Here is a 13,983-nt window from a genome sequence, read left to right on the forward strand (position 1 = left end):
GCTGCCGGTGCGCCGCCCGCGGCGAGCGGGTGCTCGCCGGGCAGATGGGGCTGGACCCGGCGGACGCGGGCGCGGCAGGCGTAGCGGGCGGTGTGTGCCCGTCCTGCGGGTGCGACGCTGCCGTAGCGGGTGCCGGGACGGGCGGCGTCCGGGTTCCGGCCGCTGCCGGGGGCGCGGACGCGGCGGGAGCGCCTCCCGCTGCGGGAGCCGGGGGCGCGGTGTCTCCCGCTGCAGGGGCCGGGGGCGCAGTCTCGGCGGGCGCGGTGTCTCCCGCTGCGGGAGCCGTGAGCGCGGCCCGGGCAGGCGCAGGCTCAAAGGGCGCGGAAGGCGCGGCCTCGGCGGGCGCGCTGTCTCCCGCTGCGGGGGCCGGGGGCGCGGTCTGGGCAGGCGCAGGCTCAGAAGGCGCCGAAGGCGCGGCCTCGGCGGGCGCGCTGTATCCCGCTGCGGGGGCCGGGGGCGCGGTCTGGGCGGGTGGGGTGGGCAGGGGGAAGGTGCGGCGCGTCAGGGGGGTTGCGGGCAGGGACGCGCGGGGGGTGGTCAGGGGCGGCCAGGCCGGGGCCTCGCCTGTCAGCCAGGCCTCGAGCGCGGTGGTCTCCTCGCCGGACGCCGGGGCGCGGCGTTCCAGGATGCCGGGGCCTTCGGTGCGCACGCGCCGGGCCAGGGCGCGCAGGGCGGCCGGGGCGGTGGTGCGGTCCGCCAGGATGCCGGCGCGGGCCGGGCGGTCGGGGCGGCCCTCGCGCAGGGCGCGGGCCACCGGGCCGGTGTCCAGGTGCGGGTCGTCCTCCCAGACGGCGGCGAGTTGGTCGGCGAGGTCGGCCAGGTTCTCGGCGGTGTCCGCCGACAGCGGCAGCGCCAGGGCGGCCGCCTCGCCGCTGCCCGCCGCCGGTGCGGGGGGCTCTTCCACAACGAGGCTGCCGTAGGAGCCGCCGCCGGCGAATCCGTTGACGAGGACCCGGCGGGGTGCTCCCGGTGCGGTGCGCCAGCGGTCGGCGCCGGGCCGGGCCAGGGTCACCGCGCCTTCGGCGCCGGCGAGCGCGGGATTGAGGGCCGACGTCAGCCGGGTCGGGTACAGGGCGGGGCGGCGGAACTGTGCGACGAGCTTGCCGAGCTGCGCGAAGACCGACGCGGCCTCCAGGTGCCCGGTGTTGGGCTTGACGGTGCCCACCGGCAGCGGGGTCGCGCCGTCGTGGCCGTCCTGGTCGAACAGCCGCTTGAGGGCGGTGAACTCGAGTGCGTCGGCGAGCGCGGCGCCGGCCGCGGCGGCCTCGACGTAGCCGATGTCGGCGGGCGTGAGGCCGGCGTCGTCGAGGGCGGCGCGCATCGTCTCCTCCTGCCGCCGCGGGTCGGGGATGCCGAACTGCCGTGTGGTGCCGGAGTGCTGGAGCGCCGCGCCGCGCAGGACGGCGTGCACGGGGTCGCCGTCGGCCAGGGCGCGCTCCAGCGGTTTGAGGAGTACGGCGCCGACGCCTTCGCCGACCAGCCAGCCGCCGGCGCGGTCGGTGAAGGCGCACGAGTCGGTGTCGTCGGCGAGCAGGCCCATCTCGGACAGGACGTCGAGGTGGTCGGGGTGGAGCACCAGGTTGGATCCGGCGGCGAGGGCGGCCTCGCAGCGGCCGCTCGCCACGGCCCGGAACGCGGCCTCGACGGCGGCGAGTCCGGAGACGCAGCCGGTGTCGATCACCACGCTCGGTCCGGTCAGTCCGAAGGCGTGCGAGGTGCGGTGGGCAAGCCCGCCGCGGGTGGCGTGCGTGCTGCCGGCGGGGTGCCGGCCGGTGCGGGCGGCGACCCCGTGCAGGGCGTGGTCCTGCCACATGCTGCCGACGAACACGCCGACCGGGCCGCCGGCCGCCAGCTTCTGCGGGGTGAGCGCGGCGTCCTCGAGGCAGCGGCGGGTCACGGACAGCAGCAGCCGCTCCTGCGGGTCGATGGCGGCGCCCTCGGCGTCCTTGATGCCGAACTCCTCGGCCTCCGCGGACAGGACGTCCGTGAGGTAGCCGCCGGCCTGTGCGCCCCTCCGGCGGGCGTGGGAGCGCAGCGGTGCCCAGCGCTCGTGCGGGGCGGGCCCGGTCGCGGTGGCGCCGTCGGCCAGGAGCGTGTCGAGTTCGTCCAGGGTGCGGGCGCCGGGCAGGTCGGCGGCGAAGCCGACGACGGCGACGGCCCGCTCCCCCTCGCCCGCTCCCCCACCGCCGGCCGGTGCCGCATCCACGGCCGGTGCCGCGTCGGCGGTGGGGGCCGCGTCGACGGTGAGGGCGGCGCGGGTGGCACGGCCGGCGGGGGTGAGGGCCCCGCCCCACAGGGACAGCAGCAGTTCCTGGTCGGCGTCGAGGGCGAAGTCGCCGCGGACGGCGTCGAAGTCCATCTCGCCCACCGCGCACAGGCCAAGGCCCTGTCCGGGGGCGCCGGTCAGCAGCAGCTGGGCGATGTGTCCGGCCTCGATGGTGGAGAAGCGGGCGGCGTTGCGCTCGCCGTAGGCGGGGGCGATGGCGGCGGGGGTGGAGACGAGGAACACGCCGAACGCGGAGGCCTCGACGAGGGCGCGGTTGTGCAGGACGTGGAGGTCGGTGCCGTAGCGGGCGTCGGGCGCCAGGGCGATGAGGGACCGCTCGGCGGGGTGCAGGTAGTACAGGCCGGGGTCGGTGCCGTGGACGGCGCCGGGCGCGATGTACACGTACACCTGGACGGGGTAGAAGCCGCCGCCGGAGGGGTAGCGGCGCTTGGCGCGGCCCTCCAGTTCGCCCCAGGTGACGGTGGACAGCAGGCGGAGCAGGTCGTGCGCGGGCAGCGGGCCGTCGGCGAACTCGCGGAACGAGGAGGCGTCGAACAGGGCGCGGGCCTCGCCGGGCCCGGCGGCCGGCACCGGTATGCGGCGCATGGCCTGCGGCAGGCGCCGTTCGGCGATGCGGGCGTCCTTGAAGGCGGCCTTGGCCTTCGGGTCGAGTGCGATGCGCACATCGGCCGCCCTCGCCGCCGGGGCCACGGCGACGGCGACGGGCGTGGCCGGGGCCGCGGAGGCGACGGAGGTGACGGAGGCGGCGATGCTGCGGGGCGTGGGGCTTTGGATCAGGACGTCGACGGGGACCTGCGCGCCTGCTGCCGTCTCGATCTCCTGGGCGAGGCGGATCATCGTGAAGGAGGTGGCGCCGAGGTCGAACAGGTCGTCGTCCACGCCGACCCGCTCCACGCCCAGGACGGTGGCGGCCGTGCGGGCGACCGTCTCGGCGGTGACCGTGCCGCCGGGCGGGGCGGGCTGCGCCTGCGGGGCTGCGGGCAGGGCTGCGGCCATCAGGGCGTTGAGCGTCGGCTTGCTGATGAGCGCGTCGACGGGCAGGGCGGTGCCGGTGAGCCGCTCGATCTCCTGGGCGAGGCGGATCATGGTGAAGGAGGTGGCGCCGAGGTCGAACAGGTCGGCGTCGTCGTCGAGTTCGGTTACGCCCAGGACGGCGGCGACGGCGGTGCGGACCTGTGCACGGATCTGCCCGCCCTCAGGGGCCGGGGTACCCGCGTGGGCCGCTTGCGGGGTTGCTGCCGGGGCGGGCTGACGGGCGGGTTCGTGGACGGTGTCGCGGGCGGGTTCGGGGTGGGGCGGGGTCTCGAAGAGGCGGGCGGCGGCCTGCCGGTCGAGTTTCCCGTTCGTCGTCAGCGGCAGCCGGGCCACGAAGCAGAAGCGGCTCGGCACCAGGTAGGCCGGCAGGCTCTCGCCCAGGGCGCGGCGCACGGCGGAGACCTTCGGTTCGCCGGCCCCGGCCGCTGCCACGCACACCGCGGCCAGCACCTGCTCGCCGGACGCCTCGTCGGTGACCGGCAGGACACGCGCCTCGGCGATGCCGCTCACCGTGGTGAGGGCCGCTTCGATCTCCTCCGGTTCGATGCGCAGCCCGCGCAGTTTGAACTGGCTGTCGATCCGGCCGAGGTAGCGGATGTGCCCGTCCGGGCCGAGCAGTCCCAGATCGCCCGTGCGGTACAGGCGCGGTGAGGGGTCGCGGGTGGGGAAGGGCGAGTCGATGAACCGCTGTGCGGTCATCTCGGGCCGCTGGTGGTAGCCGAGGGCGACCTGGCGGCCGCCGATGACGATCTCTCCGGCCTGTCCGGGCTCGACCGGGCGCAGGTGTTCGTCCAGGAGGTGGATGGTGGTGTGGGCGACGGGCCGGCCGATCGGCACGGTCGGCTCGTCCCAGTCGGGGCGGCAGGCCCAGTGGGTGACGTCGATGGCGGCCTCGGTGGGCCCGTAGAGGTTGTGCAGCTGGGCGCCTGTGCGAAGGACGTCGTAGAAGTGGCGCATCGTGGCGACGGGCAGGGCCTCGCCGCTGGCGAACACGTAGCGCAGGGCGGTGCATTCGGCGGCCGTGGGGTGGCGCAGGAACATGCCGAGCACGGAGGGCACGAAGTGGGTGACGGTGACCTTCTCGTCACGCAGCAGCCGGGCCAGGTAGGCGGGGTCGGCGTGGCCGTCGGGGCGGGCGACGACGATGCAGGCGCCCGCGATCAGGGGCCAGAAGAATTCCCAGGCCGATACGTCGAACCCGTAGGGCGTCTTCTGCGCGACACGGTCGGCGGCGTCGAGGGGGAAGCGTTCCTGCATCCACAGCAGGCGGTTGGCGACGCCCTGCTGGGTGTTGCGGCAGCCCTTGGGCTTTCCGGTGGTCCCGGAGGTGTAGATCGTGTAGACGGGGTCGTCGGCGCCGAGGGTGACGGCGGGCGGTGTGCTCGGGTACGTCGCCAGCACGGCCCGGTCGGCGGGCCGGTCGAGGCAGACCAGGTGGGCGCCCGCGGCGGCGGGGACGGCGGCGTGCGCCTGGTCGGCGACGACGACGCGGGCGCCGCTGTCGTCGAGGAGGTAGCGCACGCGCTCGGGCGGGTTGGCGGGGTCGACGGGCACGTAGACGGCTCCGGCGCGCACGATGCCGACGAGCGCGGTGACCAGGTCGGGCGAGCGGTCCATGTGCACGGCGACGTGGTCGCCGGGGCGGACGCCCAGGGCGTGCAGGTGGTGGGCCAGGCGGGCGGTCCGCTCGCCGAGCTGACGGTAGGTCACCTCGTGGCCTTCGTAGCGTACGGCGGTGCGGTCGGCGCGGCCGGCGAGCCCGGACTCGAGGAGGCCGGCGAGGGTGAGGGCGCTGTTGTCGTCGACGGGGCCGACGACGCGCAGGTCGGTGTCCTCGTCGTCCTCGTCGGTGTGCCCGTCGATGTGACCGTCGGCGGTGGCGGCCGGCCCGGGCCGCGCCGCGGAGGCCGGGGGCGCGGGGAGCGCGGCAGCGGTGGGGGTGGGCGGGTAGGTGTCGGCGTCCACGTGGGCGTCGGCGGCCAGCAGGCCCTTTGGGGTGGGCGGGGCGGTGGTGAGGAACTGCCTCACCCGGCGGGCGTAGCGGTCGAACATCGCGTCCAGGCGGCGGGCGTCGAGGGTGCCGTCGGCGGCGTCCCACTGGCCGACGAGGTCGTCGCCGACGAGGAGCGGCACATGGTCGAGCGCGACCTGCGCGGTCTGCGACTGGCTGGTGCGCAAGTCCACGCCGGCCGGGTGCAGGGCCGGGTCGATCTCGGGGACGCGGGTGAAGACGACCGGCAGGCGCAGGGCGCCGCCGGAGCGGAAGACGCGGGTGCGCAGTTCACCGAGGCCGGGGCGGATGTCGGAGCGTTCGAGGTCGGTGCGCACGCGGGCCCACAGTTCGCGGGCGCGGGCGGCGAAGTCGTCGGGCAGGGTGTCGTCGAGGGTGAGCCAGGCGAGCTGGGTGAAGTCGGCGACCATGGCGGCGGCATGGGGCAGGCCGGCGGGCCGGTCCCAGGAGACGACGGTGACGGTGAAGGGCCCGCCGGCGGCGAACTCGGCGCGCAGTTCGTCGGTGTAGGCGGTGAGCAGGACCATGTCGGCGGGGACGCCGATGGCGGCCGCGCGTTCGGTCAGCTGCCGCCAGGAGCCGAGCGGGGCCTTGCGGTGGGCGCGCGGGGCGCCGGGTGCGGGGTCGGGCAGCGCCGGTCCGGGCGGCATGGCGGCGAACTTCTCGCGCCAGGCGGTGCGGGCCGCCTCGCCTGCTCGGCTGCCGGGCCTGCCGGCGAGAGACCGCAGATGGGGCCGGGGGTCGGCCGGTTGGGCAAGGACGCTGTCGTCGCCGTCGTGGAGGGCGAAGAGCTGCCCGAACAGCAGGGCGAAGCTGCGGGCGTCGGCGAGCAGAGCGTCGAGGACGACGTGCAGCACGGTGGTGCCGTCGGGCAGGGTGCTGGCTTCCAGCGCGTACAGGGGCGCGGCGCCGAGCGGGAACGCTTCGGCGCGCAGCCGTTCGCCGGTGGCGGCGAGCGCGGCCCGGGGGTCGGCGACGGCGGTGAGGTCGTGGCGGGCGATGCGGTAGCCGGCGGCGGCGTCGTGCGGCGCGACGGTGAGGGTGCCGTCGGCGTGGACGGCGGCTCGCAGCATGGGGTGGTGGGCCACGAGCCGGTTCCAGGCTCGTTCCAGGCGGTCGATGTCGTGCCGGTGGAGGTCGAACTCCTGGTAGACGCGGGTCTGGGCGCCGCCGTCGAGGCCGCCGATCCGTCCCACCAGGTAGGCGGACTGGACCTCGGTGAGCGGCACCGGCGCGTCGTCGTCGGCCGGGGCACCGTCGTCTTCGAAGGCCGCCGCCGACGCGGCCGGGGCTGCGGGGGTGGTGTGGGGCTGGGCGGCGGGGGCCGCCAGGGCCTTGGCGCCGTCGTCGGCGATCCGCTCCAGCAGCGCCCGCAGGGTGGCGAACGCGGCCCGGGTGCGGGCGGCGTCGAGGGCGGTCGGTGCGTAGTCCCACGACAGCAGCAGGGCACCGTCGCGTTCCTGGACGCAGCTTTCCAGCTGCACACCGGAGGTGAGGGTCGCCGAGGCGTCCTGGTCGATCCGGGACGCCCAGTGGGCCGGGTCGTCGGCGGCGCCCAGGGTGCTGAGGCTGCCGAGGAGGCTGGTGAAGACCATGGGGACCGCGACGCCCCGGCGGCCGGGCTCGGTCCTGGCCCGCTCGCGCAGGGCGCGCACCCCGCTGACCGCGGAGTGCTCCAGGTCCTGCCACAGCCGGCTGCGCACCATGTCCAGCCGCTGGCCCAGGGTGCCCTGCGGCGGCGGTGCCACGAACACGGAGGTGGACAGGAACGGGCCCACCACCCGTGCCACGTCCCGGTGCACGGGGCGCCGGTTGTAGGTGGTGAGCACCACCGGCAGCGGCGCGTCGCCCTCGCCCTGCACCGCGGCCGTGCACAGCGCCAGCAGCAGGGCGGTGGGGGTGGCCCGTACCTGCTTGGCCGCGGCCTTCACCCGCTCCCACCGGTCGGGCTCCAGGCGCAGCGCGAGCCGGTCGTGCGCTGCCGTGCCGGGGCCGGTGTGCCGGCCGGAGGGTGCGGCGGCCAGCGGCAGCGGCCGGTCGAAGTCGACGCCGGCGAGCTGGGTGTGCCAGTAGTCGAGGGACGCGGCCGGGAGTGGGGTCTGCCGGGCGGTGGTGACGTACTGGCGGAAGGAGATGCCCGGGGCCTTGGGCAGGCTGCCCTCGGTGTAGCGGGCGTACCACTGCTGCAGGAGCAGCGAGACGCTCGGCCCGTCGGCGATCAGCTCGTCGACGGTGAACAGCACGCGGGCGCGCTGTTGGGGCAGTTGTGCGACGCGGACGGCGAACAGCGGCCACTGGTGGGCGTCGAAGCCGGCCAGTGCGCGGTGGCGCAGCTGTTCCAGCGCCGCGGCTGCCTCGGCGGGGGCGGCGCCGGTCAGGTCGGTGCGCTCCAGGCGGTAGGCGGGCACGTGCGCGAGGACCTGCTGGCGGCCGTCGGGCAGGACCTGGGCGCGCAGCATGTCGGTGGCGGCCACCACGTCGTTCCAGGCGGCTTCCATACGGTCGGTGTCGAGGTGGTCCGTCTCGAATTCCAGATGGATCTGGGTTCCCGCGCCGGTGCCGCCGCCCAGGGTGCGGGCTGCGAGGAAGGACTCCTGGACTTCTGTGAGCGCGAACGGCTCGTAGCGGGTGTCGGGGTCGGTCTGCGGCATGGCGGAGCTCCGGTTCCCTCTGCGGTCAGGCCCGGTCGGGGGCGTGAAGGGCGGACAGGTGGGCGAGGAGTTCGTCGACGCTGAACTCGCTCAGCAGCTGGAGCGGGAGCGTCTGGCCGAACCGCTCGGTGATCTCGAAGCGGAGGTTCATCAGTCCCAGGGAGTCCACGCCGAGCTCGACGAGGGTGCGGCCGGTGTCGATGGGGCCCTCGGCGCCGGGGCCGGCGGCGAGTTCGCCGACGAGGGTGACGACGCCCGCAAGGCGCGGGTCGGACACGGCGGCAGCCGCGGGCGCGGGGGTCGTTTCGGGTGCGGGAGCCGTTTCGGGGGCTGCCGTGGCCGGTTCGGGGTCCGGGGCGGGTGGCGGGGTGGTGGTGGCCGGGTCCGGCAGCCAGCGCCGGGCGCGCAGGAACACGGACGGCGGCAGCGGCACCACCGCCGCCTTGGTGCCGGTGGGGGTGTCGAGGGTGTTCCAGTCGATCTCCCAGCCGGTCGACCACAGGTCGGCCAGCTGGTCCAGGCGTCCGGCCCGCCACAGGGTGGCGATGAGTTCGTCGGTCTCCGGCGCCTGGGCGGCCCGCTCGCGCGAGGCGGTGCCGGTGTGCAGTGCCTGGCCGGTCGGCCGCCCGTCGGCGAACGCGGCGAGGGCGTCGGCGAGTTCGGCGGCGTCGGTGGCGACGAGCGCGAGGCGGTGGTCGTGCGCCGCGCGGCCGGTGCGCAGGGCGCGGGCGAGGGCGGGCAGGTTCGTGGAGCTGCCGGGGCCGGTCAGGTGGTCGGCCAGGCGGCGGGCGGTGGCGGTGAGGTGTTCACGGCTGGGGGCGGACAGCACCACCAGCTGCGGTGTGCCGTCGTGGGCGGGCGGCGGGACGGCAGGCTCGTACTCCTCGACGATCACGTGGGCGTTGACGCCGCCGGCGCCGAAGGAACTGATGCCGGCCCGCCGCGGCATTTCCCTTCCGTCCGCGTCCCGCAGGCGGGGCCAGGAAGCGGCCTCGTGCTGCACGGTGAACCGGCTGCCGGTCAGGCGTAGTTGGGGGTTGACCGGATCGGCGTGCAGGGTCGGGGCGAGTGTCTTGTGCCGCAGCTGGAGCAGCACCTTGGTCAGGGCCGTGATGCCGGCGGCCGACTCGCCGTGGCCGACGGCGGACTTGACCGAGCCGATCGAGCACGGCACACCGGCCGCGGCGCCGTGGCCGTAGGCGTCCTCCAGGGCGGCGAGTTCGACGGGGTCGCCGAGTTCGGTGCCGGTGCCGTGGGCTTCGATCACGTTGACGCTCGCCGCGTCGACCCCCGAGCGGCGCAACGCCTCGCGCAGGACGCGGGCCTGTGCCCGGGGGCTGGGCGCGGTGAAACCGTTGGTGCGGCCGCCGTGCGCGACGGCGGTGCCGCGGACGAGGGCGTACACGGTGTCACCGTCGGCCAGTGCCCTCGAGAGCCGCTTGAGAACGACGGCCCCGGCGGCCTCGCCCGGGCCGAAGCCGGCGCCGCCGGCGCCGAAGCTGCGGCACAGGCCGTCCTCGGCGAGGAATCCCGACTGGCGCAGCATCCGGAACCGGGACGGGTGCAGGTAGAGGTTGACGCCGCCGACCAGGGCGGCGGCGCACTCGCCGTTCCGCAGCGCCTCGACGGCCTGGTGCACGGCGACGAGGGAGGACGAGCAGGCGGTGTCGACGGGCTGGCTGGGGCCGCGCAGGTCGAGAAGGTAGGAGAGCCGGTTGGGCAGCGACCAGTAGTGGCCGGAGGGCATGTCGCGCTCGCCGGCCGCCCAGCGCTCGGCGCCGAGGAGCGGGTAGTCGGCGGAGGTGATGCCGGCGAAGACACCGACGCTGCGGGGTTCGCCGTCGGGTGCGGTGAGCGCGTCGAGCCGGGCGCCGGTCAGGGAGGCGTCCTCCATCGCCTCCCAGGCGACCTCGAGGAACAGCCGCTCCTGGGGGTCGGTGAACGCGGCCTCGCGGGCGGACAGTCCGAAGAATGCCGCGTCGAAGGCGTCGACGCGGTCGAGGAAATGCCCCTTGGCCCGGACGCCGCCGCTGTCGGCCCACCGGTCGGCGGGCAGGTCGCCGACGGTGTCCTTGCCGACGAGGAGGTTCTCCCAGAAGGCGTCCGGACTGTCGGCGCCGGGGAAGCGTCCGGCGAGACCCACGACGGCGAACGCCTCGTCCACCGCCCCCTCGCCGCCCGGCCCCTCGCCGCCCGGACCCTCGCCGCCCGGACCGGAAACGGCAACAGCCGTGGGAGCGGCAACGGCCGCGGGAGCGGGGGGCGTTGCACCGACGGGTGCGGATGCGGGGCGGGCGGTGGCCTCTTTGGGGCGCGCGCGGGCGAGGTGGTCCGCGAGGTCGTTCACGTCGCGCAGGCCGAACAGGGCGTCCGGGCCGATCGGTGCGATACGGCTGCTCAGTTTCGAGGCGAGGGTGCGGATCATCACCGAGTCCAGGCCCAGCGCCTCCAGCGAGGTGCGCGGGCCGATCGCGTCGAGGGCGTGGCCCAGGGTCTCGGCGACGGTGCGGGCGACCAGCGCCACCAGGTCCCGGTCCGCTCCCCGCGACCCGGCCGCGGCCACGGATACGGGTGCGGCGGCGGGTGCGGGTGCGGAGGCGGGGCGGGACGGCCGGGGCTCGGCCGGCTGGGGCAGCAGGTGGATTTCTTCCAGGTGGCGGTGCCAGGCGTCGGCCCTGCCGTGGAAGAGGGAGACGACGCTCGGCCCGTCGCCGCCCAGCAGCCGCTGCAGTGCGCGGGCGCCGAGGTGGGCGGGCAGCGGGACCATGCCGACGCGTTCCTCGACCACCTGCCGGACCGGCTCGGGGATCGTCATGCCCGGCACGTCCCACAGCGGCCACTGCACCGACAGGGTGCGTCCGTGCCGCTTTCCGGCCGCGACGCGGGCGGCGCGCTGTTCGGCGAAGGCGTCCAGGAGCCCGTTGGCGTAGGCGTAGTCGCACTGGCCGATGTTGCCGGTGACGGCCGCGACCGAGGAGAAGAGGGCGAAGACGTCCAGCGGCAGGTGGGCGGTGGCCTCGTCCAGCGCGGTGGCGCCGGCCGCCTTGGGGGCCAGGACCTGGGCCACGTCGTCGGTGTGCTTGCGCAGCAGGTAGGCGTCGCGGACGACGCCGGCCGCGTGGAAGACGCCGTGGAGTGCGCCTTCGTGGCCGAGGATGTCGCGGACGAGTGCGGCGGCCGCGCCGGGGGCGGTGATGTCGGCCTGGACGTAGCGCACCGCGGTGCCGGCGGGTCGCTGTGCCTGGTCGAGGTCGGCCCACGGGGTGCGGCCGCACACGACGACGCGGGTGCCGGGGGTGGCGGTGAGCCGGCGGGCGAGGTCGCGTCCGATGCCTCCCGTGCCGCCGGTGATCAGGTAGACCCCGTCGGGGCGGGGGGTCCAGGCGTCGGTGGGCAGGTCGGCCGGGTGCAGGACGCGGCGCTTCCTGCGGCCCTCGCGCAGGTCGGCGAGGTGGCCGAACTCGGCTTCGGGGGCGGCCAGTTCAGCCTGGATGCGGGGGGCGGCCAAGGCGCCGTCGTCGTCGACGAGGAGGGCGCGGCCGTCGATGCGGGGGTTCTCCTGGCGCAGGCTCTGCAGCAGGGCGCGGGCCGCGTCGGCGCGCAGGGGGTCGGTGGTGACGGCAAGGAGGGTGATGCGCTGGGTGCGGAAGGCCGCCAGCACCCGGCGCAGTGTGTCGAAGGCGGCCACGTCGTCGGCGGTGTCGTCGCCGGCGAGGCGCAGCACGAGGGCGACGGAGGCGGGCGCGGTGTCCTGCAGCGCCGCCAGGCCGCGGGCCGGGTCGTGCGCGCCCAGGGCGGCGGCCAGGTCGCCGGCCCGGTCGTGCGCGAGGAGCGCCGTTGCGGGCGGCTGCCGGTCGGGCAGCGGGGCGTCCTGCCAGCCGGGCGTGTACAGCACCAGTGCGTCGAGGAGGCCCTGCTGCGGGTCGCCGGCGGCCGGGACGGCGTAGTGGCGGTCGGTGGCGAAGGCGTAGCCGGGTGCGGGGATCGTGCGGGCTTGTGCGGGCGGGCAGATGCGGGCCCAGTCGACCGGGTGGCCCGCCACGTAGCGGCGGGCCGTGTCACGGCGCGGGTCGGGCTTGTCGTCATGGGGGTGGTGCCCGGTGGGTTCGATGCGGCGTTCGTCGTCCTGCCCGGCGGCGAGCCGGTCGAGGGAGTCGAGGAGTTCGTCCCGGTCGGCGACCAGGAGCGCCACCCGGTGGCGGTGGTGGTCGCGGGCGCAGGCGAGGGTGTGGGCGAGGTCGGTGAGGGCGGCGTCGGCGCCGGCGGGTGAGCGCAGCCAGCGGGCGAGTTCGGCGGCGCGGGCGGCCGGGGCGGTGGGGCGGCGGCCCGACAGGGGCACGGTCACCGGCCGGTCGGCGGTGGTGGTGGGGGCGGTCGGTGGGGCCTGTTCGACGACGACGTAGGCGTTGGTGCCGCTGAATCCGAAGGAGCTGACGGAGGCGCGGCGGGGCCGCCCGCCGGGGGTGGCGGGCAGGGTGCGGCGCTCGGTGGCGACGGTGAAGGGCCCCTCGTCGAAGGGGATGGCCGGGTTGAGGGTGTCGGCGGTGCAGTGCAGGGACGGCGGGATGTGGCCGGTGCGTACGACGCCGATGGCCTTGAGCAGGCCGGCGAGGCCGGCGGCGGCGGAGGTGTGGCCGACGTTGCCCTTGACCGAGCCGATCGGGACGCTGCCGGGCGGCAGGCCGGCGGGGGCGAACACCCGGTTGAGTGCGGTGACTTCGATGGGGTCGCCGAGGGGTGTGCCGGTGCCGTGGCACTCGACGTAGTCGATGCCGGAGGCCTCGAGGCCGAAGCGGTGCAGGGTGTCGGCGACGAGGCGGGCCTGGGAGGCGGCGCTGGGGGCGGTGATGCCGTTGGTGCGGCCGTCCTGGTTGAGGCCGCCGGCGCGGATGACGGCGTGCACGGGGTCGCCGTCGGCGCGTGCCCGCGACAGGGGTTTGAGGACCACGACGGCGCAGCCCTCGCCGGGGACGATGCCGTCGGCGGCGGCGTCGAAGGGGCGGCAGCGGCCGGTGGGCGAGAGCATCCCGGCGCGGCTCATGAACACGTGCGGCAGTTCGGTGAGGTAGAGGGTGACGCCGCCGACGAGCATCATGTCGGCTTCGCCGAGCCACAGTGACTGGCAGGCCTGGTGGAGGGCGACGAGCGAGGACGAGCAGGCCGTGTCGACGGTGACGGCGGGGCCTTTGAGGTCGAGGTGGTAGGCGATGCGGGCGGCGAGGAGGGAGTTGGAGTTGCCCTGCATGACCTGGGCGAGACGGGCGTGTTCGCTGGTCCGCTCGATGAGGTCCTGGTAGTCGTTCATCATGACCCCGGCCTGGACGCCGCAGCGGGTGCCGGCGAGGTCCGCGGTGCGCTGCCCGGCGTGCTCGAGGGCGCGCCAGGCCTCCTGGAGGAAGAGGCGGGCCTGCGGGTCGGTGAGTTCGGCCTCGCGGGGCGGCATCTTGAAGAACTCGGCGTCGAACCGGTCGACGTCGTCGACGAACGCGCCCCACTTGGACACGGACTTGCCCTCGGCCTCGGGGTCGGGGTCGTAGTGGTCCTCGATCCGCCACCGCTCGGCGGGCACCTCGGTGACGAGGTCGTCGCCGTCGATGAGCCGCTGCCAGAACGTGTCGGCGTCACCGGCCCCCGGAAAGCGGGCGCTGTACCCGATGACGGCGATGGCCTCCCGCTCGCCGCCCGCGGGAACGGTCGCCGCGGCTGGTGCTCCGGCCGCCGGTCCCGGCGCGGCCGGTGGCCGGTTCGCCGAACCCGGTACCGGGGCCTCGCCCCGGCCGGACGCGGCGCTGTCCCCTGCCGCCGCCCGCAGCAGCGCCGCCGCCTGAGCGCGGTCCACGCTGCCGGCCGTCGCCTGGGCGGGGCTGACCGCGTCGCGGGCCGCGGGCACCGGGGCCGCGCCCCTTCTTGACGAAGCGGCGTCCGACGTAGCGCTTCTTCCCTGAGGCTCGGGGGATGGGTGCCGATCCGGCGTATGCCTTCAGGGACCGGGCGTCGCT

General features: G+C 76.1%; 2 protein-coding genes. Both read right to left on the reverse strand.

Going from position 1 to position 13,983, the window contains the following annotated elements; translation table 11 throughout:
• Positions 1 to 7,984, reverse strand: a 7,984-nt coding sequence (locus tag ABZ070_RS28800) for an amino acid adenylation domain-containing protein (RefSeq protein WP_356638261.1), incomplete at its 3' end; no start/stop codon positions are given.
• Positions 7,985 to 8,009: 25 nt separating this feature from the next.
• Entirely contained in the window at positions 8,010 to 13,874 is a 5,865-nt protein-coding gene (locus tag ABZ070_RS28805) for an SDR family NAD(P)-dependent oxidoreductase (RefSeq protein ID WP_356638262.1), read from the reverse strand.
• Positions 13,875 to 13,983: the final 109 nt, after the last annotated feature.

This window comes from Streptomyces sp. NPDC006283 (genome assembly GCF_040613325.1).
Classification (GTDB): domain Bacteria; phylum Actinomycetota; class Actinomycetes; order Streptomycetales; family Streptomycetaceae; genus Streptomyces.